Genomic DNA, 24,865 nt, shown 5'->3' on the forward strand with positions numbered 1-24,865 from the left:
ACAATATCTAAGAATATTCTGCGGCTTCTCGCTCGCAGTAGCGTGGTTTGGAGATTCCGCGCAGAGCTGAACAGCTCCAGCTCAATTCTGCGGCTTGACGCGGAAGAACTGCACATCCGATTCCGCCGGCGCCGCAATCGGCTCCAGATAGACGGGAATATGCCCAGCAGTCAGCTGCGCATAAAGTCCCTTCGGCGCCCGCTCACTCACTAACTCCACCTGCGGATCCCCCTTACAGAAGGCGACAATCGTTACCTTCGCCTCATGCAGAAGCGCTTCTGCCTGTTGCGGCTCCGCAAGGCCAATAAGCAGCTCGGCCATCATTCCATCAGGATCGCGGTGATAGGGGCCGGAGAGGGTGCGATGGGGGGTAAAGCGCAGAAGCGGCGCTCCCAGGTTGGAAGCCGCCGCGACCACCCCCGGCGCAAGACCCGCGATCGGTCGCAGGGCCTGCTGGGATATACAGTTGGCAGTCTCCTCCGCCTTGACCGGCGCCGCGACCATAAGACCATTGACGACCCCCTTGCTTGCAAGCGCGCCGCCCACGGCCCAAACGGCTGGGACAGAAGCCAATAATGTCCCCCCATAAAGCAGGATCGCACGTAGATTCTTGGGATCGGTCATGTAGTTTTTTCGCAATTCGGCGATCATCAATGCCAGTGGCGGTATGGCCAGGAGATTGGCGAATTCTGTGCCGCGTACCTGCACCAGCGTGATCACCCAATTGATCGCGATCAGCGCCATCAGCATTGCGTGGAGGCTCGGCCGGGTGCCTCGCAGGATACGAAAGGCGCAGACGAGCATCGCCAGAAGACCCGTTGCGTAGAAGACGCCGAGCGTATCCGGCTGACGGTGGGCCACCGAGATAATCGATTGTGCCTCGGCCACTCTGCTGAGCCAGAAATCCACCAGCATGGGGTCCAGGTCGGAAAGCGGATTGCGCAGGCATTGCGGCGCAAGTGCGACGGTTATCGCAAACACGAATGCGCCGTTGACCGCGAGAATTGCAATGCGCCAGGGCCGGGAGAGACGGCTGGCAAAAACGGACGACAGGAGAAGCCCGACGCAGCCTGCGCTGGTGATGCCGTAAAAGCCGAGCGAGAGATTGTCGCATGTGACCATCGAGTAAAGACGCGGCGGCACCAGCGAGAAGAAGGCGGCGCTGACGGCGATCGTCAAGGTCAGGGCAAAAGCCTTTGCAGCGGGTGCGAATATCTCGCCTTTCCAGGCCCACAAACAGGCAACCGACATGCAGGCGACGGCGACAAAGGGCGTTGTCTCTGCGCCGATACCGAGCTGGATGGCAAGGGCAATGGCGGCCATCGCAAAGTTGCGAGGTCTGTAACTTTCGTCGACGAGCATTGCGACAGTAAACGCGACGAGGCCGAGCTGAACATTGTCGTGATCGATGGAGCCCGGCACGAAGCGCGGCGAAAGCAGGACAAACAGCGCCGTCAGAACCAGCGAGAAGTGCATGCCTTCCACGCCGGCGATGCGCCGACCTGCAAGACCCATGAAGAACATCAGCGGCAGGACGAGCATGAGAGGCCATACCGTCAGCGCGGCCGCCTCGGCGCCTTCCGGTGAAAGGAACATTCGGAAGAAGAGGATGAGGCTTGCGATCGGCAGATCGATGAAGCGCGACCAGTGCATCAGCGTCCCGCCCGCGAGGCCGAGACGGTATTGCATCATGTCGAACCAGCCCTGGCCTGCGAGAAAATCGCGCACTTCGACAAGACGCATGGCGTCGTCATTGTCCGGCCCGACATAGTCCGCAAGGTTACGATGAATGATGAGCTGTGCGACGATGACGATGGCGGCATAGGCCAGAGCGACGAGGGCAGAATGAGACCAACGCAGAGGCGCCTTCTTTTCTGCTGTTCCAGCTGCCTCGGGCGGCATTGCCAGCGTTTGCGCCATCTCGATGAACCCCATGTTGGAAGGATAGTCGGGGCGATACGCTAACGGTTGCCGATCAAAAAAAAGTAAAGCCGCTGCCTACAGCTGCTTTTATCACGATAATGTTTTTCGCAGCGCCGGTATCCCGCCTTTTTTATTAGGCAGCCATAGGGTCTTATTAACAGCCCGCGGGATAAGCTCTCGCCCGGATCGTCAATCGGGCCTCGACTTGACTTCACACGCAGCAACCGGCCAAGACCATGTCGAATGAGAAGCTGAATATCGCCGTCCTCCTGCCCTGCTACAATGAAGCCGCAACGATCGGCGAGGTCGTGCGCGGTTTCCGCAAGGCGCTGCCGCAAGCCGCGATCTATGTCTACGACAATAATTCGACGGACGGCACCGCGCTGCATGCCATGCTTGCCGGCGCGACTGTCGTGCGCGAGCGTCGGCAAGGCAAGGGGCACGTGGTGCGCCGCATGTTCGCCGATATCGAAGCTGACATCTATCTGATGGCCGATGGCGACGGCACCTATGCGCCCGAAGACGGCGAAGAGCTGATCCGCACGTTGCTGACCGAGGGATCCGACATGGTGGTCGGCACCCGCCGCAACGTTCGCAACGACGCTGGCCGGCAGGGTCATGCCTTCGGCAATCGTATTTTCAACTGGCTCTATCGCAGCATCTTCGGCGCCGATTTCACCGATATATTTTCCGGCTACCGGGCCTTTTCGCGCCGCTTCGTCAAGAGCTTTCCTGCCGTGTCGGGCGGTTTCGAGATCGAGACGGAAATGTCGGTTCATGCCTCCAGGCTGAAGCTGCCCGTCAGCGAACTGGAACTCGATTACGGTCGGCGGCCGGAAGGCTCGCATTCGAAGCTGTCCACCTTCCGCGACGGTGGCAAGATCCTCTGGATGTTTGCGATGCTGATGAAGGAAACGCGGCCTTTCGCCTTTTTCGGCATCCTGAGCGCCGTCGCCATGGAGCTCAGCATTGGCTTCTCCATTCCGGTCTTCATCGAATATTTCGAAACCGGACAGGTCTTACGCATGCCGAGTTGGATGCTCTCCCTGGCGCTGACAATGATCGCCTTCATGCTGTTCACGGCTGGTATCATCCTCGATTCCGTGGCGCGCGCCCGCGCCGAACAGTTGCGCATTCACTATATGAGCCTACCCAAGCCCTCCTCGCACGAAAGCGAAGATGACAGGACGGTTTACATGGCTGAGATCGACAAGCCGGCAAGCCGGAAAAAAAGGGCCAAGGCTGCATGAAGAAGCTCTTTCGCTTCCTGATCGCCGGCGGTGTCGGCTTCGTGGTCGATGCGGGCGTGCTGCATCTGTTGCTCTGGTTCACGCCCTTCGGCCCCTTCGTCGGCCGTGCGATTTCGATCCCGAGCGCGCTGCTTGCCACCTGGGTCCTCAACCGCAACTTCACCTTCGGCCGATCCGACCGCTCGCTTGCGGCGGAAGGCTTCCGCTACGGTTCGGTCGGTTTGACCTCGGCTCTGCTGAACTACACCCTCTTCAGCTCGCTGCTGATGACCGAGCCGTCATTAAGACCGATCATTGCGCTGACGCTAGCATCGGCGGCGGCAACAGCGTTCAGCTTCTTCGGCTATTCACGCTTCGTCTTCCGCCACCGGCAGAATTTGTGACAAACCCTCAAACAGGTTCCCAGCCGTCCTTCTCGCTGGCGCGGTAGATGGCGTCGATGACCTTCTGGTTGAGCTTCGAACTTTCCAGCGACACGACCTCGGCGCCTTGACCAAGCGCGGCAGAGGCGAAAGCTTCAGCCTCGCGCCTGTACTGGCGGCTGTCGGGGAAACGGAAAATCTGCGATTCCGAATGGCCGCGATTGGTCAGCTCCAGCTCTTCAGCACCATAGCGATCGGCATTGAAGGGCGACTTCACCTCGATGAAACCCTCGGTGCCGTGGAAGACCATGACCTGACGGTTGGCCATCTGCGTCGAGATATAGAAGGTCAGTTCGAAATCGCTGAAGTCTGCTTTGACGCTGGAGTAGATGTCGGTGCCGAATTCCGGGTCGCGCTCCGTCACTGCCTGAATGCGCAGCGGTTCGCGGCCCGTGACGAAACGGGTGCTGATCGTCGGATAGACGCCGATGTCGGGCAGGCCGCCGCCGCCGAGCGCGGGAATATTGCGCATGTTGCCGGCATCGCGGTTGAAATAGGTGAAGGCACCCTGGATATGGCGCAGACGGCCGATGGCGCCATCGGCGAGCAGCGAGCGAACCTTCCGCCAGACCGGCGCATAAGTGACCATATAGGCTTCCGTCACCAGTACCTTGTTGCGGTCGCGCGCGGCGATCAGGCTGTCGATCTCATCCGCCTTGAGCGCAATCGGCTTTTCGCACAGCACATGCTTGCCGGCATCGGCAGCCTTGATCGTCCATTCGACGTGCTGCGAAGTCGGCAGCGGGATATAGACGGCATCGATCGTATCGGAGGCGAGCATCTCTTCATAGGAGCCGAAGGCATGCGGCACGGAGAAGCGGTCGGCCATCTGCCTGGCGCGGCCGAGATCGCGGCTGGCGATGGCAGCCACGACGCAGTTTTCCGCATCCTGAATGGCGGGCACGACCAAATCCCGGCCGATCTTCGCCGTCGACAGAATTCCGAAACGCAGCATGATCTTTCTCCTGAAGCATCGTCCCCAAACAGATGGCCGCATGGCGATGATCGCAACATGGCCTTTCCGGCGGGATCCTTTGTGAACACGGTGGGGTAAAGCGAAACAGGGCATTCCGCTCTGGACGAAATCGACGTCAACTTTATTCGGCCCTTGCCGAAGGTGCAACGCCCGAGATGGCCCGCAGGCGCGAACCGGAGGGTGTAATGACCATCACGTCGTGTCCGTATTTGTCCCCTTTCTGTCTGCCAGATGGCTTTCGAAGCTTTCAAGCGACGCCTAATCTCAGCTATCCTTCAAGCACAGGAGATACGAAAATGTCCCATGCGGATACCGCACTGCTCGTCATCGACGTCCAGGAATCCTTTCGCCAGCGTCCCTATTGGCGAACGGACGACCTGCAAGCCTTCACCAGCCGCCTGCAGGCGCTGATCGACGGCGCCAAGGCGCAAGGCATTCCCGTCGTCCAGATTTTCCATGTCGAGGACAACGACGCGCATTTCAGCCTCAAGAGCGGCTTCGTTCGCAAGCTCGATGAGATCTCGCTGGAGGCCGATGCCGTCTTCCACAAGCGCCGCCATTCGGCGCTCGTCGGCTCAGGCCTCGATGTCTGGCTGGTGGCAAACGGCATCCGCAAGGTGATCGTTTCGGGTATCCGTACCGAGCAATGCTGCGAGACGACGACCCGGCACGCTTCCGATCTTGGCTATGAGGTCGACTATGTCACCGAGGCGACGCTGACCTTCCCGATGACGCATGCCTCGGGCACGGTCTTCAGCGTCGATGATATCAAGAAGCGCAGCGAGCTCGTGCTGTCAGGCCGTTTCGCCCGTATCGCAACGGTCGAAGAGGCGCTGGCCGACGCATCGATCCGGAGTGCCGCATGATTCAAAGCGACCAGCGCCTCCATCGGCGGATCATTCCCGTCTACGTGCTTCTGCCGCCTTATACGCTGCTGATGGACGTGGCGGGGCCTGTGGAGGTGTTGCGTCGCGCCAATATCGAACAGGACGACGTCCTGTTCGATTATCAGTTCATCGCTGCCCAGCCGTTGCAGACGACTTCGGTTGGGCTGACGCTTGCCGATCTCAGGCTGTTGCCGGATCACATTCCCGATGGCGCCTATGTCATCTTGTCCGGCAACGTCACGCCACCCGACGATGCCGAAGATATCGAACCGGAGATTGCCAGGCTTGCAGCGTGGCTGAGAGGTGCGATCCGGCCGGGCATCACCCTTGTCACCATATGCTCGGGTGCCGTGCTCGCAGCCCGCGCCGGACTGATGGATGGCTATGCCTGCACCAGCCACGCCGCCTGCCTCGACGAAATCACGCAATATGCACCGACGGCCAGGGTTCTCGACAACCGGCTCTACGTCGAAGACCGCGATCGATATTCGAGCGCCGGCATCACGACAGGCACCGATCTCATGTTGCATCTCGCCTCCAAGCTGACCTCGCCGGTGACGGCGCTGACCATTGCACGTCACATGGTCGTCTATATGCGTAGAACCGGCGCCGAGCCGCAGCTCTCGCCCTGGCTCAGCGGCCGCAACCACGTTCACCCCGCCATCCATCGCGTGCAGGATGCGATCATGGCCGATCCGGCCCATGGCTGGTCGCTTACCGAGCTTGCGGGCATCGGCGCCATGAGCGCGCGGCATATTTCGCGGCTGTTTCAGGAACATGCCGGCCTGTCGGTGACGGCCTATGTCAATCTGATGCGTGTGACGCTGGCGCGCGACGTGCTTGCCAATTCGCGGCTGGATATGGAGCGTGTGGCGGAAAAATCCGGCTTCGCCTCGCCGCGGCATATGCGGCGTGTCTGGTCGAAATACAACGCGCTGCCGCCCAGCCACTATAGGCGTTCGACGGCGGAATAAAGAAATCGTTAGTGGTCTTTGTCGGCAAAGGTCGTTAGCTTGGGCTGTCCCTTCGCGCCGACGCCTGCTCGCCGGCCTGCCCCTCAAGTGATTTGGAGTGATATCATGGACATGCGCAAGCTTGGACGAACCGATCTGTTTGTCGCCCCCATCGTTTTCGGCGGCAATGTCTTCGGCTGGACGGCTGATGAGAAAACCTCCTACGCACTGCTCGACGCCTTTTTCGATGCCGGTTTCAACACCATCGACACGGCCGATGTCTATTCCCGCTGGGTTCCGGGCAACAAGGGTGGCGATTCCGAGGAGATCATTGGCAAGTGGCTGAAGCAGGGCCGCGTTTCGCGCGACAAGGCCATCATCATCACCAAGGTCGGTTCGGAGATGGGCCCGGGCAAGAAGGGCCTCAAGGCCGACTATATCATCGAGGCGGCCGAGGCTTCGCTGAAGCGGCTGCAGACCGATCACATCGACCTTTATCTGTCGCACTGGCCGGACCCCGAGACGCCGCATGAGGAATCGCTTGCCGCCTATGCGAAGCTGAAGGAACAGGGCAAGATCCGCCATGTCGGCTGCTCGAACCTCGATGCGGCGCAGCTCCAGGCTTCGCTCGATGCTGCCGCCAAGGCTGGCCTGCCGCGTTACGACGTGCTGCAGCCCGAATATAATCTCTATGCCCGCGACAGCTTCGAGGGACCGCTGGCGGATCTCTGCGTCAGGCAAGAGATCGGCGTCATCACCTATTTCAGCCTCGCAGCCGGCTTCCTGACCGGCAAGTACCGCACCAAGGCCGATACCGAGGGACGGGCACGTGAGAACCGGGTTTCAGCCTATTTCGATGACAAGGGCCTGCGCATCCTTGCGGCTCTCGACAAGGTCGCCGCCGAAACCGGCGCGAAGCCCGCCGAGATCGCGCTTGCCTGGCTGTTGCGCAAGCGTGGCGTCACCGCTCCGATCGCCAGCGCCACCAGCCTCAACCAGCTCAACGCGCTCATCAATTCGGCAAAGCTGTCGCTTTCCGACGACGCCATGCGCCTGCTCGACGCAGCCGGCGAATAAAAGAGGCAGACTGATGACCGTGACGATCCGAGACGCCAGACCCAACGACGAAGCGCGCTGGCGCGCGCTATGGGACGGCTATCTGGCCTTCTACGGCGTCACCGTCGCGCCCGACATTACCGATGCGACATGGCGCCGGGTCTTCGATCCGGCGTCGGCGATCTTCATGCGCTTGGCCGAGGTCGACGGTGAGGTGAAGGGTTTTAGCCTCAGCCTCACGCATGAGGGCACCTGGGTGCGCGCACTCGACTGCTATCTGGAAGACCTGTTCGTTGATGAAAGCGCCAGGGGCCACGGCGTCGGCCGGGCGCTGCTCGACGATCTCGTCGCGCTCTGCAAGACGAACGGCTGGGCCAGGCTTTACTGGCACACCGAAGAAGGCAATGCGACCGCCCGCAAGCTCTATGACAGCTACGTCAAGAGCGACGGGCATATTCGCTACCGCATCAGCTTTTGACTTTCGGAAAGCCCTCATAATGGGCGGAATGATCCCCCTCCCAGTTGGCCATGCCAGGCTTGGTCAGCATGCCGCGCGGGCTGACATAGCTCTGGATAGTCCGTATCGGCCGCTCGTGCCATTGGATGTTGAAGGCCCATAGCTTCGGGAAGAAACAGAGCGAAGCATAGGGCAGATGGTCGTGGATCCACCAGGCGAGTTTCTGCCAATCGCCTTCGTGAGTATGGTGATCGATCAGCCAGGGCACGACGATGCAGACGGCCGCCCCCATGCAGCCGTCGAGATCGCGCATATCCCAGATGTGGTGCGCGGCGGTGTGGGGATTGGTCGAGCAGTTCAGCCCGTTCCTGTTGCCGAAAGCATTGACCTCGGGCGAGCGATAGCCGGAACGGATATGTAGCCGGCCAAAGGTCGCCTCCAGCGGCTCCAGCAATTCCTCGCAAAGCCGGCGTCCGGCCTCGATCGCCAGATCCGGGTCTTCCGGAATATTGGGGATGCGATAGAAATCCGATATTTCCGAATGCAGGAAATCGCGAAAGAAGAAGTTCTTCGACAGCCTGACGCGGCCTAGATCCTCGAGCCCCTTCATCGATCCCGGTTTTCTCATCGCTGCAATCCCTTCCTGAAACCATTCAATCAGTCGAGACGACTTATCGCATCACCGCCACCCGATTTTTGTCAGCAGTCGCTTCGTTCCCTTGCTTTGCGCGTTTCCGGACGGAAAACCGCTACGCACTTTTCCTGAAATCGCTTTTAAGGCCCCGTATATTTGAAAAAATCGATGAAGGCTCTAAGCGCCGGGCGCATCTGGCGGCGGCTCGGATAGTAGATGCAGAAGCCCGGATAGGGCGGGCACCAATCCTCGAGCACGCGGATGAGCTTGCCCTCGGCCAGTTCCTGCTGCACGCGAATATCGAAGAGATAGGCAAGGCCGGCGCCATTGAGGGCGGCCAAAACGCCTAACCGATCCTCGATGACGATCAGGGGACCATCGACGGCAATGACCAGCTCGCGGCCATCCTTCTCGAACTCCCAGCGATAGATCGAGCCATCGGTAAATCGCCGCTTGATGCAGCGGTGATGAACGAGGTCGCGGGGATGCAGAGGCTTCGGATGCTTCTCGAAATAGGCCGGAGACCCGGCAATGACGGTGCGGATATCCGGCGAGATCTTCACCGCGATCATGTCGCCTTCGATGCTCTCCGCCAGTCGGATACCGGCATCGTAGCCTTCCTTGACGATATTGCTGAAGCCGTCCTCATTGGCGATTTCGAGCGTGATATCGGGATAGGTATTGAGGAAATCGCCAATGCGCGGCGCCATCAGCAGATCGGAGGCAAAACGCGGGGCAGTGATGCGCAGCGTCCCCGCCGGGCGGCCGCGGGTCGCAAGCGTATCCTCCAACGCGATATCGATTTCCTCCAGGGCCGGCGCCAACCGTTGTAACAGCGCCTGTCCCTCCTCCGTGGGGAGCACGCTGCGCGTGGTGCGGGCAAGCAGCCGCACACCGAGGCTTTCCTCGAGGCTGGATACGGCGTGGCTGACCGCCGATGGCGCGATCGACAGTTCCTTGCCGGCAGCGCGGAAGCTGCGATGGGCGGCGACGGCGGCAAAAACCGCGAGTTGGGAGAGCTGTGTTCTGTTCATTGATCTAAATTATAGAACAACCTGTAAGGATTTGCATGGATTTTCATTCATTGTCCGAAACCCTAATTTGAGCGTGTCGGCAGCGGAAATGACCGCCGCCGCTCCCATAAGCTCAAAAGGAATAGATCATGAAAACCCGCAGGCTTGGTAAGGATCTCACCGTTTCCGCCGTCGGACTCGGCTGCATGGGCATGAGCTTCGCCTATGGCCCGACGGACGAAGACGAATCCGTCAAAACGCTGCATCGCGCCGTCGATCTCGGTGTCACCTTTTTCGATACGGCCGAAACCTACGGCCCGTTCACCAACGAGGAATTGCTCGGCCGAGCACTGAAGCCTGTGCGCGACCGCGTTGTCATCGCCACCAAATTCGGTTTCAAGCTCGATCACACGAAATCGGGCCCCGCCGCCATGATCGGCGTCGATAGCCGGCCCGAGCATGTCAAGGACGTTGCCGAAGCCTCCCTCAAGCGACTTGGCACCGATGTCATCGACCTCTACTACCAGCATCGTGTCGATCCGAATGTGCCGATCGAAGATACGGTCGGCGCCATGGCCGAGCTGGTGCGGGAGGGCAAGGTGCGCGCACTCGGCCTTTCCGAAGCAGGCTCCGCCACCATCCGCCGCGCCCATGCCGTACATCCGATCGCCGCCGTGCAGAGCGAATATTCGCTTTGGAGCCGCGATCCGGAGGAAGACGTGCTCGCCACCTGCCGCGAACTCGGCATCGGCTTCGTGCCCTACAGCCCGCTCGGCCGCGGCTTCCTGACCGGTGCCATCCAAAAGACGGAAGATCTCGCCACCGACGATTTCCGCCGTTCGCTACCGCGCTTCCAGAGCGAGAATTTCGATGCAAACGCAGCCCTGGTCGCAAAACTTCAGGCACTGGCCGAAGAAAAGGGTGCCACGGCTGCACAACTGGCGCTCGCATGGGTGCTGTATCAGGGCGACGACATCGTACCGATCCCCGGCGCGCGCAAGCTGCACCATCTCGAGCAGAACGCTGCAGCCGCCGATATCGTCCTTTCGGCACAAGAGGTGAAGGAACTCGGCGATATCATCAAGCCCGAGATCGTCGTCGGAAAGCGGTATACGGATGCCGCATTGGCTCTGACGAATATATGACAAACGGACTTCCTCTGCAGCCCAGACAGAGACACCGGTCATCAAGGCCGGTGTCATTTTGAGACTGAAAAGAAAAATGAAACCCGACTGACGCTTGGCTGAACATGCTAATCGCCTGAATTACAGCCTCTTTCAAGCACCTAGGCGAATCGTCGTAAACGTGAAGCGTACACAACAGCTCGACGCTCGGTTGACAAACGGGTCCGAAATTTGAAGATTGCCGCCATCAAAAACGGGCAGCGTGGGGAGGACTTATGTCTAGGCGCGCGTTTATCGGCTTCTCTGCTTTTCTTCTCGCCACTTTCGCATCTCTGACCCCTTCGCTGGCGGCTGACGTCAAGCGCCAGGTGGTCACCACGAAGGACGGCGATTACTTCGGCTTCGATCTGCGCACGGAGCAGAATGTGACGCTGGATCAGTGCTCCGCGTCCTGCATCGGCGACAAGTCCTGCAAGGCCTTCACCTACAATCCCAAGGTGAAGTGGTGCTTCATGAAGTCGGACTTCAACCAGCTCAACAGCTTCCCCGGCGCGATCGCCGGCAAGATCGTCGAGACGGCGGCCACCAGTGAACCGGATATCGGCGCGGCCCCTCCCCTTTCCTTCCTTTCCGACAATTTCGTCCAAAGCGCGCGCGATGCAAAGAACACGCTGACGCTCGGCAACGAGCTGAAGGGCCAGGGCGTCGAAAGCCTGATTGCGCTCGGCCGTATCGAGCTGACTTCTGGCAATGTCAACGATGCCCTGAACGCCTTCCAGGGTGCGCTCTCGCTCAGCCCCGACAATGGTGACCTGTGGGTCGAGATGGCGCGCGCCGCCAATACGATCACGAACGACACGTCTGTCGCTACGCGCGCCGCCTATGCCGCACTCAACGGCTATCAGCTGACCCGCACGACGAGCAGCCGCGCCGATGCGCTGGCCGTTCTCGCCGAGGCGCTGAAGAATGCGCAGAACTATCGCCCTGCGCTCAGCGCTTACAAGGCAAGTCTCAATCTCGTGAGCTCGGCGGCCGTCCAGGCAGCCTATAACGATCTTCTGGCCCGCCAGGGCTTCCGCGTGACCGGCAACACGCTCGACAACGACAATGCCTCGCCGCGCGCCTGCGTGCAGTTCTCCGAAAAGCTGGTAAAGAGCGGCGTCGATTATACCCCCTTCGTCACCCTCAACGGCGCCGCGCCGAAGGGCGTCGATGCCAAGGACAACCAGATCTGTGTCGAAGGTCTGGAATTCGGCCAGCACTACCGCGTCTCGCTGCGCGCCGGTCTGCCCTCCTCGGTGGAGGAAAACCTCGCCTCGCAGGTCAATGTCGATATCTACGTCAAGGATCGCACGGCTTCGCTGCGCTTCACGGGCGACAATTTCGTCCTGCCCTCGACCGCGCGTCGCGGCATTCCGATTGTGTCCGTCAACGCCACTACGGCCAATCTCAAACTCTATCGCATCGGCGACCGCAATATTGCGCAGCTTCTGAACAATTCGCAGTTCCTGACGCAGGTGGATAGCTACAGCGCTCAGACCATCCAGGATACCAATGGCGAACTGGTCTGGCAGGGCTCCATCGAGATCAAGCAGGAACTCAACAAGGAAGTCGCAACCAGCTTCCCTGTGGACGAGGCACTGCCGAAGCGCAAACCCGGCGTCTATGTGCTGACGGCGGTTGCGCCCGAGAGCGGCGGCCATGAATGGGACCCGCAGGCGACGCAGTGGTTCGTCGTCTCCGACATCGGCGTCACCACCTATGCCGGCACCGACGGGCTGAATGTTTTCGCACGCTCGCTCGGCAGCGCCAAGCCACTTGCCGGCATTCAGCTGCAGCTGCTCGCCAAGAACAACGAAATCCTCGGCACGGCGAAGACCGACGACAAGGGCCGCGCTGTCTTCAGCGCCGGCCTGATGCGCGGCACCGCGGGCATGACGCCGGCCGTCATCACCGCTCAGAATGGCGATCAGGATTATGTCTTCCTCGACATGACGCGCGCCGGCTTCGATCTTTCCGACCGCGGCGTGGCAGGCAGAACCGCGCCCGGCGCGATCGACCTGCTGACCTGGACGGAACGCGGCATCTACCGCGCCGGCGAGACGGTACATGCTTCCGCACTTGCCCGCGACGTCAGCTCGACGGCGGTGGAAAACCTGCCGCTCACCTTCGTCTTCCTGCGCCCGGATGGCGTCGAGGACCGCCGCATCGTCACCGATGGCGGCAAGCTCGGCGGCTACAATGTCGATCTGCCGCTGCAGCAGACCTCGATGCGCGGCACCTGGACGATGAACATCTACACCGACCCGAAGGGCTCCTCCATCGGCTCGCAGACCTTCCTCGTCGACGATTTCGTGCCGGATCGCATCGAATTCGACATGAAGAGCGACGCCAAGGAGATCGAAGTCGGCCAGCCGACGCCTGTTAATGTCGATGGACGCTATCTCTATGGCGCGCCTGCCGCCGGCCTCAACCTCGAAGGCGAAGTCACGCTGAAGCCGACGCGCCAGAGCGATGCCTTCAAGGGCTATCAGTTCGGCCTCGCCGACGAAGGTGCCGGCAAGGCAAATGCAAACAATGACGACGAGGACAGCAGCAGCGGCGACAGCAAGGCCGAGAGCACGCAGGTGCCGCTCGAAGACCTGCAGGCGCTGGATGAAAACGGCAAGACCACCTTCAACGTCACCATCAACGACACGCCTTCGACCACGCAGCTCTTGAACGCCAATATCACGGTGCGCATGCAGGAAGCCGGCGGCCGCGCCGTCGAGCGCTCTCTGACGCTGCCCGTCAAGGCGGACGGTCCGCGCATCGGCATCAAGCCGGAATTCGACGGCGATCTGGGCGAAAATTCGGTTGGCAACTTCCATGTCATCGCCGTGGACGCGAACGGCCAGAAGCAGGCCATGCAGGGCCTGACCTGGAAACTGCTGAGTGTCGAGCGCAATTATCAATGGTATCGCGACGGCAGCAGCTGGAAGTTCGAGCCGATCATGTCCACCAAGCAGGTGGCAGTCGGCACGGTCAACGCCACGACGGACGGCGCGGCGATTTCCATGCCCGTCACCTGGGGTCGCTACCGTCTCGAAGTTTCCACCGCCGATGCGAACGGCCCGGAAACCAGCGTGGAATTCAATGCCGGCTGGTACGTCGCCTCCACCTCGACGGAAACGCCGGATGCGCTCGAGATCGCGCTCGACAAGGAAAGCTACCATGTCGGCGATACGGCGAAGCTGAAGGTCACCTCGCGCTATGCCGGCCAGCTGATGGTAACGGCAGGCTCGGAAACTCTGATCTCGGTCACCAATGCCGATATCGGCGCCAATGGCGGCGAAGTGGATGTTCCCGTGACCGCCGATTGGGGCGCGGGCACCTATCTGACGGCAACCCTCTTCCGCCCCGGCGACGCCCAGGAAAGCCGCATGCCGATGCGCGCCATCGGCATCAAATGGGCTCCCGTCGATCCCGGCGAGCGCAAGCTGCAGATCAAGATCGACGCGCCCGAGAAGACGCTGCCGCGTCAGCCACTGAACATCGCGCTGCAAGTGGCCGGCGCAGGCGCCAATGAGGACGCCTACGTCACGATCGCCGCCGTCGATGTCGGCATCCTCAACCTGACCCGCTACCAGCCGCCAGCACCGGATGACTGGTATTATGGCCAACGCCAGCTCGGCCTCGAAATCCGCGATATCTACGGTCGCCTCATCGATGGCTCGCTTGGCGCGACCGGCAAGCTGCGAACCGGCGGTGACGGCGGACAAGCGGCCCTGCAGGCCAGCCCGCCGAAGGAAAAACTGATCGCCTTCTTCTCCGGCCCCATCAAGCTCGATGCCAGCGGCAAGGCCAATGTCAGCTTCGACATTCCGCAGTTCAACGGCACGGCGCGGCTGATGGCGGTTGCCTGGTCGAAGGCCGGCGTCGGCCACGCGACGCAGGATGTCATCATCCGCGATCCCGTCGTCGTCACGGCCAGCCTGCCGAAGTTCCTGGCGCCCGGAGACAAGGCAAACCTGCGTCTCGACGTCGCAAACACGGACGCGCCCACCGGCGAGTACGCGCTCACAGTCACCGGCAATAGCGCGGTTACGATAGATGCAAGCGCCACCCAACAGAAGATCAATCTGCAGACCGGAGGCAAATACGCCGTCACGCTACCGCTAACCGGCGGACAGCCGGGCGACGGCACGGTTTCGATCAAGCTCTCGAATGCGTCGGGCATGTCGCTCGACCAATCGGTCGATATCCCTCTTCGCCCGGCGCAGCTGCCGGTCACCGAACGGCGCGTCATCGCCCTTGCCCCCGGCAAGAGCCTGACCGTCAATGCCGACCTCCTTGCCGACAGCGTCCTGCCCGGCGCCTCGGTCAGCGTCAATGTCAGCCGTTCCAGCGCCTTTGACGTGCCGGCGCTTTTGATGAGCCTCAGCCACTATCCCTATGGCTGCGCGGAACAGACGGCGAGCAGCGCCATGCCGTTGCTCTATTTCAGCGACATGGCCATCAAGAACGGCCTGGCCAATGACGCCGAGATCCAGAAGCGCGTGCAGGACTCGATCTATCGCGAACTGTCCTACCAGTCTTCGACCGGCAGCTTCGGCCTCTGGAGCCCGGGCTCGGGTGATCTCTGGCTCGACGCCTATGTCATGGACTTCCTGACCCGCGCCCGCGAGCAGAAATACAACGTGCCGGATCAGGCGATGGTGCAGGGGCTCGAAAACCTCCAAAATGCGCTCAGCGCCAATACCAACGTCAAGGATAACGGCAACGAGATCGCCTATGCGCTCTACGTGCTGGCGCGCAACAAGAAGGCTTCGATCAGCGATCTGCGCTACTATGCGGACACCATGCTGAACGACTTCCCGACACCGCTCTCCAAGGCGCATCTGGCCGCGGCTCTCGCGCTCTATGGGGATGCACAGCGCTCACGCAACATCTTCGTGGATTCGCTGCAGATGTCGCAGAAGGCGGCGGTGACCAAGGTCAGCTTCGTCCGCTCGGATTACGGCTCGTCGCTGCGCGACGGCGCCGCCGTGCTGGCGCTGGCCGCCGAAAGCCGCCCGGTGCCGCCGATCATTCCGGAACTCGCAAGCGTCGTTGCCAAGGATTGGCAGAGCCGGAAATATACCAGCACCCAGGAACAAACCTGGATGCTGCTTGCCGCCCGCGCCCTGCAAAATGGCGATGACGGCCTGACGCTCGATGTCAACGGCGCCGCCCATAGCGGCACCTACATGGCGCAGATGTCGGGCGATGCGCTGATGGGCCATCCGCTGACCGTTACCAACACGACGCGCCAGCCGCTGTCGGCTGCCGTGACCACTGTCGCGGCTCCGGTTGCACAGCTGCCTGCCGGCGGCAACGGCTTCAAGATCGAGCGCAAATACTACACGCTCGATGGCGAAGAGGCGAATGTCAGCCAGGCACAGCAGAACGAACGCTACGTGGTCGTGCTGCACGTGACCGAGGACAATGACTGGCCGCAGCGCATCCTCGTGACCGATCTCCTCCCGGCAGGCTTCGAGATCGACAACCCGAGCATCGTCAACAGCGCCCAGCTTTCGAACTTCGACTGGCTCAGCGACATTCAGCCCGCTCATGTCGAATTCCGCAACGACCGTTTCGTCGCAGCCTTCGACCAGGGCTCCGGAGCAGATCGTGACATGACCTTCGCCTATGTCGTGCGCGCCGTGACCCCCGGCGTCTACGATCATCCAGCCGCAAGCGTCGAGGACATGTATCGTCCTCAGTTTTCGGCCCGCACGGCGATGGGCCGCATGGAGGTGCTGGGCGCCCAGCAGTAAGAAGCAGACATGAAGGCGCGGTGGAAAATTGCGATCGGCTTTGGAGCCACTGCCCTGGGGGCGTTGGCTCTGGTCTTTGGCCTGGAAGCCGCGGACCAGGCTTATCCGCCGCCGCTGGATAATGCTCGTGTGGTCTCGGCCGAAGTGCTCGACGCCAATGGCGATCTCCTGCGCGCCTTCGCCACGCCCGAGGGGCGCTGGCGGCTGAAGACCGGCGTTGCCGATGTCGATCCGCAATATCTGCGCATGCTGGTCGCCTATGAGGATCGGCGCTTCTACGATCACCATGGCGTCGATCCCATGGCGATCGGCCGCGCCTTTCTGCAGCTCGTCACGCATGGCCGCATCGTCTCGGGCGGCTCGACACTCTCCATGCAGGTGGCGCGCCTGATTGAGCCACGCAGCGAGCGCTCAATGACGGCGAAGCTCCTGCAGGTCGTCCGCGCCATCCAGATCGAGCGGCGACTGACCAAGGAACAGATCCTCGATCTCTATCTGACCCATGCCCCCTATGGCGGCAATCTGGAGGGCGTGCGCGCCGCAAGCCTTGCCTATTTCGGCAAGGAGCCGAAGCATCTGACGGTCGCGCAGGCTGGCCTGCTTGTGGCGTTGCCGCAGCTGCCGGAAAAGCGCCGGCCGGACCGCAATCTTGCCGCCGCCCAGGCTGCCCGCCATCGCGTGCTCGAGCGCGCCGCCGTTGCCACTATCATCGGTGAAGGCGAAGCGGAACGCGCCTCGCTCTCCCCTATTCCGGCCCAGCGCCGGCAGCTGCCGGCTTATGCGGCCCATCTGGCCGAACTGGCGCTCAGGAAGCAGCCCAGCGTTATCAAGCACAAGACGACGCTGCGGCGTGATGTACAGCAAGGCCTCGAAGCCGTTGCGGATGCGGCAGCGAAGCGGCTTGGGCCGAAGGTGTCTGTTGCCATGATCATGGCCGACGCGAAGACCGGCGAGATCATCGGCGAAGTCGGCTCGGCCAATTATTTTGATTCCTCGCGCGCGGGCTGGGTCGATATGACGCGCGTTCTGCGCTCGCCCGGCTCGACGCTGAAGCCCTTCATCTACGGCCTTGCCTTCGAGCAGGGCTATGTGGCGCAGGAAACGATCATCGAGGATCGCCCCGCCGATTTCTACGGCTATCGTCCCCGCAATTTTGACATGAGTTATCAGGGCGATGTCAGCGTGCGCCAGGCGCTGCAATTGTCATTGAACGTGCCGGCCGTGCGGCTGCTCGATGCCGTAGGTCCGACGCGGCTGCTGGTGCGCTTCCGCCGCGCCGAGGTGAAGCCGAAGTTGCCGCCGAACGAGGCACCGGGCCTTGCCATCGGCCTCGGTGGCGTCGGCGTGACGCTGAAGGATCTCGTGCAGCTCTATGCCGGGCTTGCCAATCGCGGCAAGGCGATGCGGATCGGCGACGGGGTTCAGGACGAGCCGGGACCGATCGAAGGCGAGCCGCTGATGGAGCCGATCGCGGTGTGGAACATCACCGACATCCTCTCCGACATCATCGCGCCGCGCGGCAGCAAGCAGCTCGGCATCGCCTACAAGACCGGCACCAGCTACGGCAACCGCGATGCCTGGTCGATCGGCTATGACGGCGCGCATGTGCTCGGCGTCTGGGTCGGCCGCCCGGACAATGGCGCCGTGCCGGGACTGGCGGGCTATGTTTCGGCCGCCCCGATCCTGTTCGAGGCCTTCGCGAAATCCGGCGTTGCCATAACCTCCTTCCCTGCCGCTCCCATGGGCGCCGTCCGCATCGCGCCGACCGAGCTGCCGATCAGCCAGCGGCGCTTTTCCGTGACCGCCGCAGGGCTGCTGGCCGCCTCCAGCCGCGAACCGGCGCCTCAGATCGTCTATCCGCCGGAAGGCGCACGCGTCGATCTCGGCGCCAGCAGCGGCAACGATCAGATCATGCCGCTGGCGTTGAAGCTGCAGGGTGGCAGGGCGCCGTTCCGCTGGCTCGCCAACGGCAAGCCGTTGCCCGACATGTCGCGGCGCCGCACCAACCAATGGACGCCCGATGGCGCCGGTTATTCGACGCTGACCGTCATCGATGCCGCCGGACGCGCGGCAAGCGTGCGGGTTTTTGTCGAATAATATAAGTCAAATCATTGCGATCGCGCCGCCTGCATTTTTGTCAGCTGCCGGCGTCTATGATATCTTAGGCATAACTCAAACGAGGAATGACGAGATGTCGGAAGAGCAGGCAATCCGTGCGGTTGTTCATCTCTATGTCGATGGAATGGCATTCGCAAACGAGCCGGCGCTGCGCAAGGCTTTCCATCCGCGGGCAGCGATCATCGGCAATTATCAAGGCGCGGTGGAATGGATGACGCGGGATGAATTCATCGCCGCGATCGTCGAGGAAGGCAGTGCGCCGCCCGGAACCATACCGCTGATGGAGATCGAATTGATCGACATCGAAGGCGATGCGGCCAGCGTCAAGGTCGTCGACGAATTCGCCGGGATGCGGTTTTCGGACTATCTATCGCTGGTGAAGATCGATGGGCGGTGGAGTGTGGTGAACAAGGTTTATCATCTGCATCGGTAGGTGAGGCGGCACCGAGGATGCCGTGCCCCTGATACCCCCCTCGGTCACTTCGTGACATCTCCCCCACAAGGGGGGAGATTGTTGGGAGTTTGCCGCACGCTCTTTCGAACCTGAAAGCTTCAGTGTCTGCAGCTTCGATATTTGATCGAGGCGAGAAGATTCCGCGAGTTACCAATCTCCCTCCTTGTGGGGGAGATGTCGCGATAGCGACAGAGGGGGGAACAGACCCTCCGCGAACTCGACAGCGACCGATTACGCTCTCAACACCCCACCCGTCGACTTCGTGACGTTCGACACGATCTTCTGCGTCAGCGCCTCGAAATCCTCATCCGTCAGCGTGCGCTCGGCCGGCTGAATCTGCACTTCGATGGCAATCGACTTCTTGCCTTCGCCGAGCGACGCACCCTCGAAAATGTCGAAGACGTTGACGCCGGTGACCAGCTTGCGGTCGGCCCCGACGGCGGCGCGGACGACGGCGCCGGCTTCCACTGACTTGTCGACCACGAAGGCGAAGTCGCGCTTGACGGCCTGGAAGGGAGAAAGCTCCAACGCCGGCTTGGTGCGGGTCGCCTTCTTCTTCGGCTCGGGCATGGCATCAATGTAGACTTCGAAGCCGGCGAGAGCGCCCGACACGTCGAGCGCTTCCAGCGTCTTCGGATGGAATTCACCGAAATAGCCGAGCACGACCTTCGGACCCATCTTGATGGTGCCGGAGCGGCCGGGGTGATACCAGGCAGGGCCGCCCTGCTCGATCTGGATATTGCCCATCGGCAAGCCGCAGGCCTCGATGACGGCGAGAGCGTCAGCCTTGGCGTCGAAAACGTCGACCGGCTTGCCGCCGCCCTTGGTGGCGTTCGACCACATGCGGCCGGCGCCGGCAAGCGATGCCGTGCCGCGGCGAATACCGCCGGCAACGCGCCGCTGTCCCTCGGGTGTGTCGTTCTCATAGGTGCCGGAGACTTCGAAGATCGCGACGTCGCCATAACCCTTGTCGGCATTGCGCTGCGCAGCCGACAGCAGGCCCGGCAGCAGCGAAGGACGCATGTCGGACATGTCAGCGGCGATCGGGTTCGCAAGCTTCAATGCGTTGGAGCCACCGCCGAAGAGCTTGGCCTGATCTTCCGAGATGAAGGACCAGGTGACGGCTTCCAGCATGCCGCGCGAGGCGAGCGCCCGCTTGGCGGTGCGGGTGCGGATCTGCAGTGTCGTCAGGATCTTGCCGTTGACAGCGGTGTGGCTGCTAAGCGGCTGCGGCTTGATATTGTCGACGCCGTGGATGCGCATGATCTCTTCGACAAGATCGGCCTTGCCATCGACATCCGGACGCCAGGAGGGAACAGCGACGGAAATGCGCTCGCCCGAACCGGAAACCGAAAAGCCGAGCTTCGTCAGGATCGACTTGCTCTCATCGGCCGAGACGTCGAGGCCCGTCAGGCGCTTGACTTCCGACAGCGGGAAATCGACGACCTTCGCCTCATAGCCCTTGTAGCCTTCGACGCGGGCTTTGGCAGCCGTACCGCCGCAGCAGGCAAGCACCAGCTCGGTCGTGCGCTCGAGGCCGGGCACCATATATTCCGGATCGACGCCGCGCTCGAAGCGATAGCGCGCATCGGTGATGATGCCGAGGCTTCGGCCCGTCTTGGCGATGTTCATCGGGTCCCAGAGTGCGGATTCGATCAGCACATCCGTGGTGTTTTCATCGCAGCCGGAATGTTCGCCGCCCATGATGCCGCCGATCGACTCGACACCATTGTCATCGGCGATGACGACGTTGCTCGGGCTGAGCTTGTATTCGCGCTCGTCCAGCGCCAGCACGGTTTCGCCGTCCCTGGCGCGGCGGACGACCAGGTTGCCCTTGACCTTGGCGGCGTCGAAGACGTGCATCGGGCGACCCTGGTCGAAGGTCATGTAGTTGGTGATGTCGACCAGCGCGCTGATCGGACGAAGGCCGATGGCGAGCAGGCGCTGCTGCATCCACTTCGGGCTTGGGCCGTTCTTGACGCCGCGCACGAGGCGAAGCGCAAAGCCCGGGCAAAGGCTGATATCGTCGAGCTCGATCTTGAGTTCGGTCGGCGTTTCACCTTGGACAGGAAACGTTGGCGTGAGGCGGGGCTTCAGCGTGCCAAGGCCGGAGGCGGCGAGATCGCGGGCGATGCCATAGACGCCGGTGCAGTCCGGGCGGTTCGGCGTCAGATTGATCTCGATGACCGGATCGTCGAGGCCGGCATAGGCCGCAAAGCTCGTGCCGACCGGCGCATCTTCCGGCAGATCGATGATTCCGTCATGGCTGTCGGAGATTTCCAGTTCCTTTTCCGAGCACATCATGCCGCGGCTCTCGACGCCGCGGATATTGCCGATGGCAAGCGTCACATCGATGCCGGGAACATAGGTGCCCGGGGCCGCAAAGGCACCGACGAGGCCGGCGCGCGCATTGGGGGCGCCGCAGACGACCTGAACGGGCGCACCGCTACCGGTGTCGACCATCAGCACCTTCAGGCGATCGGCCTGCGGGTGCTTTTCGGCCGAGAGAACCTTGGCGATGACGAAGGGCTTGAACGCGGCCTTGTCGTCCACTTCTTCCACTTCCAGCCCGATCATCGTCAGGCGGGCGCAGATCTCGTCGAGCGTGGCGTCGGTTTCCAGGTGCTCTTTCAGCCAGGAGAGTGTGAATTTCATGTGCTTTATCCCTTCCTTACGCGCTCAGACCGCCGAACAAAGTCGGCATGTCGAGCGGGCGGAAGCCATAGTGGTTCATCCAGCGGACGTCGGCGTTGAAGAAGTCGCGCAGGTCGGGCATGCCGTATTTCAGCATGGCAATGCGGTCGAGGCCCATGCCCCAGGCAAAGCCCTGATACTCGTCCGGATCGAGGCCGCCATAGCGCAGTACGTTCGGATGCACCATGCCGCAGCCGAGGATTTCCATCCAGTCGGTGCCTTCGCCGAACTTGACGATCGGGCCGGAGCGGTCGCACTGGATATCGACCTCGAAGGACGGTTCCGTGAAGGGGAAGAAGGACGGGCGGAAGCGCATCGTCACATTGTCGACCTCGAAGAAGGTCTTGCAGAACTCTTCGAGCACCCAGCGGATATTGGCGACGTTCGCGGTCTTGTCGATGACGAGGCCTTCGACCTGATGGAACATCGGGGAATGCGTGGCATCGCTGTCCTGGCGGTAGGTCTTGCCGGGGATGATGATGCGGATCGGCGGCTTTTGCGCTTCCATGGTGCGGATCTGCACCGGCGAGGTGTGCGTGCGCAGCACCTTGCGCTCACCCTTTTCATCCGGCTGGAAGAAGAAGGTATCGTGCATTTCGCGGGCCGGGTGCCCTTCCGGGAAATTCAGCGCCGTGAAGTTATAATAATCGGTCTCGACATCGGGGCCTTCAGCGATCGAGAAGCCCATGTCGCCGAAGATGGCGGTGATTTCGTCGACGATCTGGCTGATCGGATGGATGCGGCCGCGCTCGGCCGGCGAGGAGCGGACCGGCAGACTGACATCGACGGTCTCGGCCTTCAGCTTCGCCTCGATCGCCGCATCGCGCAGCTCGCTCTTGCGGGCGTTGATCGCGTCGGTGACGGCGTTCTTCAGCGCGTTGATCGCTGCGCCGCGTGTCTGCCGTTCTTCCGGCGACATAGAGCCCAGCGTCTTCAGCAGTTCCGAAACCGAGCCCTTCTTGCCGAGCGCGGCAACCCTGACCGTTTCGATCGCCTGCTCGTCGTTCGCCGCAGCCACCTCGGCCATGAGTTGGGTTTCGAGTGTTACGAGTTCCGTCATCTGATCCTGCCTTGCGGGCGGCGGGCTTGGACGCCGCTCATTCCGCGGAATAATGGATGAACACCCACATCAGACTGCTTGTGGCAACGATGAGGCGCTGCAGATCACTACCCATGTGGAAGCGGCCAATCAACCGGGCAAATGACAAAAACACGCCAAGAATGCGGTCCTTGGTATTTGTCGCCCGATGCGCGACCCATTTTCGAGCCTCGCCCAACAAGACAGCCTGACACGATGGAAAAGCATATGCTGCAAAACACAAAACCCGCGCTGGTTTCGCCAGCGCGGGTTTCATAATGAATTTACGAAAGACGTGCGAGGCAGCGTTAGTTAACGGCTGCTTCGAACTCGTTCTTCGTGCCGGCTTCCTTGAGGTATTCAAGTGCCTTCTTCGAAGCGACGACGAGCGCGCCGAAAGCTTCCTGCTCATGGATTGCCATGTCGGAAAGAACCTTGCGGTCAACTTCGATGCCAGCCTTGGTCAGGCCGTCGATGAAGCGGCCATAGGTCAGGCCATGCTCGCGGACGGCAGCGTTGATGCGCTGGATCCAGAGGGCGCGGAAGTTGCGCTTGTTAACCTTGCGGTCGCGATAAGCGTACTGCTTTGCACGATCGACGGCGGCCTTGGCGGTACGGATGGTGTTCTTGCGACGGCCGTAGAAGCCTTTGGCTGCCTTCAGAACCTTCTTGTGCTTGGCGTGGGCGGTAACGCCTCTTTTTACGCGTGCCATTTCATGATCTCCTTAGTCTATAGCGTTACGAATAGTCTTAGAGACCGTTCGGCAAGTAGTTCTTGATAACCTTACGGCCATCCGGTTCTGCGAGAACCATGGTGCCGCGGGCATCGCGAATGAACTTGTTGCTACGCTTGATCATGCCGTGGCGCTTGCCAGCAGCGGCTGCCTTGACCTTGCCGGATGCGGTGATCTTGAACCGCTTCTTGGCAGAGGACTTCGTCTTCATCTTGGGCATTTTGCTACTCCTTCGATGCTTCCTGGCCTGCTTTGCTTAAAAGCCCTTCCCACAGATCCGGAATTGACCGGGCTGCAACAAGGTGCCGGAGCGTTTGTTGTTGAACGGCGGATACGGTGACGAACCGCTCCACCAGCATTCTGAACTGCCACGGCATGCCCTGCCGGTCAGTTCGGACGCGCGCTTATAACCGCACTTGCCTTCAAGTGCAACGGCCCAGACGCGTGAATCTTTGCAGATCGATGACAGGCATCGACTCTGTTTCAGAAAAGGAAAAAGCCGTCCAGGGGACGGCTCCGACCTCTTAACTCCGCTCGCGCCTCACTTGGGCGCAAGCACCATCATCATCTGGCGGCCTTCGAGCTTGGGCTCGGCCTCCACCTTGGCAATCTCGAGCGTATCTTCCTTGACCTGCTGAAGAAGCTTCATACCGAGTTCCTGGTGGGCCATTTCGCGGCCACGGAACTTCAAGGTCACCTTCACCTTGTCGCCTTCTTCGAAGAAACGGCCGATCGCCTTCATCTTCACCTCATAATCATGGGTGTCGATGTTGGGGCGCATCTTGATTTCTTTGACTTCGACGATCTTCTGCTTCTTGCGCGCTTCGGCGGCCTTCTTCTGGTTGGCATATTTCAGCTTGCCCAGGTCGAGGATCTTGCACACAGGCGCTTCGGCATTGGGGGAAATTTCCACCAGATCGAGACCGGCCTCCTCTGCCATTCTCAATGCCTGGTCGATCGGCACAACGCCCAAATTCTGGCCGTCAGCTGTAATGAGCTGAACTTTGGGAACGCGAATTTCCCTGTTGGAACGTGGCCCGTCCTTTACGGGCGCATCGGTTTTAAAGGGTCTGCGAATGGTCGTATTCTCCACGAATTGTTTCGGATAGCTGCAGCCTCTCACTCCCCGTCGGCGCAACTGACGGAAATGTCGTAAAAGCTGTGTTGAAGTCAATAGCATGACAGCAGGAAAAAAGCACCTCCCGCGTGTCAATAGAGTGTCGCGGAAGCGCGAGATGCGCGAAGGACACAGTATCTTCGGGAATTATATAGTGACCCCGGCAAAAAGATCGAG

20 protein-coding genes are annotated in these 24,865 nt (G+C 61.2%); 10 read left to right on the plus strand and 10 right to left on the minus strand.

Annotation, left to right across the window (positions count from 1 at the left end; genetic code table 11):
- Positions 1-81 precede the first annotated feature (81 nt).
- On the minus strand, positions 82-1,920 hold the full coding sequence (locus AC13QE_RS15480; protein WP_132715580.1) for a hypothetical protein: 1,839 nt from the start codon (positions 1,918-1,920) through the stop codon (positions 82-84).
- 239 nt (positions 1,921-2,159) lie between these two features.
- On the opposite strand from AC13QE_RS15480, the gene AC13QE_RS15485 reads away from it, so the two are divergent.
- Both AC13QE_RS15485 and AC13QE_RS15490 read left to right on the plus strand, forming a co-directional pair.
- Positions 2,160-3,173, plus strand: a complete 1,014-nt coding sequence (locus tag AC13QE_RS15485; RefSeq protein WP_488484314.1) for a glycosyltransferase — start codon at positions 2,160-2,162, stop codon at positions 3,171-3,173.
- Positions 3,170-3,556 carry a GtrA family protein gene (locus AC13QE_RS15490; protein ID WP_488484315.1) on the plus strand — a complete coding sequence of 129 codons (387 nt, stop codon included), beginning with the start codon at positions 3,170-3,172 and terminating at the stop codon, positions 3,554-3,556. Before AC13QE_RS15485 ends, AC13QE_RS15490 begins: the two co-directional genes overlap by 4 nt.
- A 7-nt stretch (positions 3,557-3,563) precedes the next feature.
- Here the strand turns inward: AC13QE_RS15490 and AC13QE_RS15495 are convergent, their stop codons facing one another.
- Positions 3,564-4,550, minus strand: a complete 987-nt coding sequence (locus tag AC13QE_RS15495) for a Gfo/Idh/MocA family protein (RefSeq protein ID WP_488484316.1) — start codon at positions 4,548-4,550, stop codon at positions 3,564-3,566.
- A gap of 317 nt (positions 4,551-4,867) precedes the next feature.
- On the opposite strand from AC13QE_RS15495, the gene AC13QE_RS15500 reads away from it, so the two are divergent.
- The 4 genes from AC13QE_RS15500 (at position 4,868) to AC13QE_RS15515 (ending at position 7,945) form a co-directional block, all read left to right on the plus strand.
- On the plus strand, positions 4,868-5,437 hold the full coding sequence (locus AC13QE_RS15500) for an isochorismatase family protein (protein WP_488484317.1): 570 nt from the start codon (positions 4,868-4,870) through the stop codon (positions 5,435-5,437).
- Positions 5,434-6,432 (plus strand): GlxA family transcriptional regulator, encoded by a 999-nt coding sequence (locus AC13QE_RS15505; protein WP_488484318.1) that lies wholly within the window; start codon positions 5,434-5,436, stop codon positions 6,430-6,432. The genes AC13QE_RS15500 and AC13QE_RS15505 overlap by 4 nt, the downstream gene beginning before the upstream one ends.
- 105 nt (positions 6,433-6,537) lie before the next feature.
- Positions 6,538-7,488 carry an aldo/keto reductase gene (locus AC13QE_RS15510; RefSeq protein WP_132715574.1) on the plus strand — a complete coding sequence of 317 codons (951 nt, stop codon included), beginning with the start codon at positions 6,538-6,540 and terminating at the stop codon, positions 7,486-7,488.
- Positions 7,489-7,501: 13 nt separating this feature from the next.
- Complete coding sequence (locus AC13QE_RS15515; protein ID WP_488484319.1) at positions 7,502-7,945, plus strand: GNAT family N-acetyltransferase; 444 nt, start codon at positions 7,502-7,504, stop codon at positions 7,943-7,945.
- On the opposite strand, the gene AC13QE_RS15520 is transcribed toward AC13QE_RS15515, so the two are convergent.
- Positions 7,935-8,552: a hypothetical protein gene (locus tag AC13QE_RS15520; RefSeq protein ID WP_488484320.1), complete on the minus strand. Its 618-nt coding sequence runs from the start codon at positions 8,550-8,552 to the stop codon at positions 7,935-7,937. The genes AC13QE_RS15515 and AC13QE_RS15520 overlap by 11 nt on opposite strands.
- Before the next feature lie 146 nt (positions 8,553-8,698).
- Entirely contained in the window at positions 8,699-9,592 is an 894-nt protein-coding gene (locus AC13QE_RS15525) for a LysR family transcriptional regulator (protein ID WP_132715571.1), read from the minus strand.
- A gap of 128 nt (positions 9,593-9,720) precedes the next feature.
- Between AC13QE_RS15525 and AC13QE_RS15530 the strand changes: the two genes are divergently transcribed.
- The 4 genes from AC13QE_RS15530 (at position 9,721) to AC13QE_RS15545 (ending at position 19,044) form a co-directional block, all read left to right on the plus strand.
- Positions 9,721-10,716, plus strand: coding sequence for an aldo/keto reductase (locus tag AC13QE_RS15530; RefSeq protein WP_488484321.1), 996 nt, complete (start codon positions 9,721-9,723; stop codon positions 10,714-10,716).
- A 254-nt stretch (positions 10,717-10,970) separates the two neighbouring features.
- Complete coding sequence (locus tag AC13QE_RS15535; protein ID WP_488484322.1) at positions 10,971-16,493, plus strand: alpha-2-macroglobulin family protein; 5,523 nt, start codon at positions 10,971-10,973, stop codon at positions 16,491-16,493.
- Positions 16,494-16,502: 9 nt separating this feature from the next.
- The gene (pbpC, locus tag AC13QE_RS15540) at positions 16,503-18,590 is read left to right on the plus strand and encodes a penicillin-binding protein 1C (protein WP_488484323.1); all 2,088 of its coding nucleotides are present in this window, start codon (positions 16,503-16,505) and stop codon (positions 18,588-18,590) included.
- A 94-nt stretch (positions 18,591-18,684) separates the two neighbouring features.
- Positions 18,685-19,044, plus strand: a complete 360-nt coding sequence (locus tag AC13QE_RS15545; RefSeq protein WP_015338486.1) for a nuclear transport factor 2 family protein — start codon at positions 18,685-18,687, stop codon at positions 19,042-19,044.
- A gap of 252 nt (positions 19,045-19,296) precedes the next feature.
- Here AC13QE_RS15545 and pheT read toward each other — a convergent pair whose 3' ends face one another.
- The 6 genes from pheT to infC form a co-directional block, all read right to left on the minus strand.
- Positions 19,297-21,720 carry a phenylalanine--tRNA ligase subunit beta gene (pheT, locus tag AC13QE_RS15550; RefSeq protein ID WP_488484324.1) on the minus strand — a complete coding sequence of 808 codons (2,424 nt, stop codon included), beginning with the start codon at positions 21,718-21,720 and terminating at the stop codon, positions 19,297-19,299.
- Between the two features lie 16 nt (positions 21,721-21,736).
- Entirely contained in the window at positions 21,737-22,819 is a 1,083-nt protein-coding gene (gene pheS, locus AC13QE_RS15555) for a phenylalanine--tRNA ligase subunit alpha (protein ID WP_132715566.1), read from the minus strand.
- Positions 22,820-22,856: 37 nt separating this feature from the next.
- On the minus strand, positions 22,857-23,114 hold the full coding sequence (locus tag AC13QE_RS15560; protein WP_488484325.1) for a hypothetical protein: 258 nt from the start codon (positions 23,112-23,114) through the stop codon (positions 22,857-22,859).
- A gap of 31 nt (positions 23,115-23,145) precedes the next feature.
- Positions 23,146-23,550: a 50S ribosomal protein L20 gene (rplT, locus tag AC13QE_RS15565; protein ID WP_112336785.1), complete on the minus strand. Its 405-nt coding sequence runs from the start codon at positions 23,548-23,550 to the stop codon at positions 23,146-23,148.
- Between the two features lie 37 nt (positions 23,551-23,587).
- The gene (gene rpmI / locus AC13QE_RS15570) at positions 23,588-23,791 is read right to left on the minus strand and encodes a 50S ribosomal protein L35 (protein ID WP_012759782.1); all 204 of its coding nucleotides are present in this window, start codon (positions 23,789-23,791) and stop codon (positions 23,588-23,590) included.
- 321 nt (positions 23,792-24,112) lie between these two features.
- The gene (infC, locus tag AC13QE_RS15575; protein ID WP_184461881.1) at positions 24,113-24,649 is read right to left on the minus strand and encodes a translation initiation factor IF-3; all 537 of its coding nucleotides are present in this window, start codon (positions 24,647-24,649) and stop codon (positions 24,113-24,115) included.
- Between the last annotated feature and the right edge of the window lie 216 nt (positions 24,650-24,865).

The sequence above is a fragment of the Martinezella sp. CNPSo 3957 genome (genome assembly GCF_057784395.1).

Bases quoted from the DNA above. Each gene is read 5' to 3' on its own strand.
- AC13QE_RS15510 (WP_132715574.1), top strand. From the start codon at position 6,538: ATGGACATGCGCAAGCTTGGACGAACCGATCTGTTTGTCGCCCCCATC.
- rplT (WP_112336785.1), bottom strand. From the start codon at position 23,550: ATGGCACGCGTAAAAAGAGGCGTTACCGCCCACGCCAAGCACAAGAAG.
- AC13QE_RS15480 (WP_132715580.1), bottom strand. From the start codon at position 1,920: ATGGCGCAAACGCTGGCAATGCCGCCCGAGGCAGCTGGAACAGCAGAA.
- AC13QE_RS15495 (WP_488484316.1), bottom strand. From the start codon at position 4,550: ATGCTGCGTTTCGGAATTCTGTCGACGGCGAAGATCGGCCGGGATTTG.
- AC13QE_RS15535 (WP_488484322.1), top strand. From the start codon at position 10,971: ATGTCTAGGCGCGCGTTTATCGGCTTCTCTGCTTTTCTTCTCGCCACT.
- pheT (WP_488484324.1), bottom strand. From the start codon at position 21,720: ATGAAATTCACACTCTCCTGGCTGAAAGAGCACCTGGAAACCGACGCC.
- AC13QE_RS15485 (WP_488484314.1), top strand. From the start codon at position 2,160: ATGTCGAATGAGAAGCTGAATATCGCCGTCCTCCTGCCCTGCTACAAT.
- pbpC (WP_488484323.1), top strand. From the start codon at position 16,503: ATGAAGGCGCGGTGGAAAATTGCGATCGGCTTTGGAGCCACTGCCCTG.
- AC13QE_RS15515 (WP_488484319.1), top strand. From the start codon at position 7,502: ATGACCGTGACGATCCGAGACGCCAGACCCAACGACGAAGCGCGCTGG.
- AC13QE_RS15545 (WP_015338486.1), top strand. From the start codon at position 18,685: ATGTCGGAAGAGCAGGCAATCCGTGCGGTTGTTCATCTCTATGTCGAT.
- AC13QE_RS15490 (WP_488484315.1), top strand. From the start codon at position 3,170: ATGAAGAAGCTCTTTCGCTTCCTGATCGCCGGCGGTGTCGGCTTCGTG.
- pheS (WP_132715566.1), bottom strand. From the start codon at position 22,819: ATGACGGAACTCGTAACACTCGAAACCCAACTCATGGCCGAGGTGGCT.
- AC13QE_RS15505 (WP_488484318.1), top strand. From the start codon at position 5,434: ATGATTCAAAGCGACCAGCGCCTCCATCGGCGGATCATTCCCGTCTAC.
- rpmI (WP_012759782.1), bottom strand. From the start codon at position 23,791: ATGCCCAAGATGAAGACGAAGTCCTCTGCCAAGAAGCGGTTCAAGATC.
- AC13QE_RS15525 (WP_132715571.1), bottom strand. From the start codon at position 9,592: ATGAACAGAACACAGCTCTCCCAACTCGCGGTTTTTGCCGCCGTCGCC.
- AC13QE_RS15520 (WP_488484320.1), bottom strand. From the start codon at position 8,552: ATGAGAAAACCGGGATCGATGAAGGGGCTCGAGGATCTAGGCCGCGTC.
- AC13QE_RS15530 (WP_488484321.1), top strand. From the start codon at position 9,721: ATGAAAACCCGCAGGCTTGGTAAGGATCTCACCGTTTCCGCCGTCGGA.
- AC13QE_RS15500 (WP_488484317.1), top strand. From the start codon at position 4,868: ATGTCCCATGCGGATACCGCACTGCTCGTCATCGACGTCCAGGAATCC.
- AC13QE_RS15560 (WP_488484325.1), bottom strand. From the start codon at position 23,114: ATGAAACCCGCGCTGGCGAAACCAGCGCGGGTTTTGTGTTTTGCAGCA.